Here is a 272-nt window from a genome sequence, read left to right on the forward strand (position 1 = left end):
GTACAACGAAGGCGCCGTCAAGCCGAATACCCTGGTCCGCTTCGATTTGAAGACCGAGAAGTTTCAAACCTGGGCGATTCCCGCCGGTGGCGGCGTTGTTCGCAACATGATGACCACGCGCGACGGCAACCTGGTGATGGCCGAGAGCGCGCTGAACATTGTGGCTCTGGTAGAAGTGGGCAAATAGAATCGTCCCCCAGGAGGAGTTTTTCGATGAAGTACCTAACGATATTTTTGACTGCGATGCTGCTGGTGTGTCCCACCGCGGCCCG

At 57.0% G+C, this 272-nt stretch carries 1 pseudogene; it reads left to right on the top strand.

Annotation, left to right across the window (positions count from 1 at the left end):
• Nucleotides 1–187 (top strand): annotated as a pseudogene (locus H6A60_RS13165) (hypothetical protein); the annotation flags it as partial.
• Nucleotides 188–272: the final 85 nt, after the last annotated feature.

Source organism: Sutterella massiliensis (assembly GCF_016899755.1).
Lineage (GTDB): Bacteria > Pseudomonadota > Gammaproteobacteria > Burkholderiales > Burkholderiaceae_F > Sutterella > Sutterella massiliensis.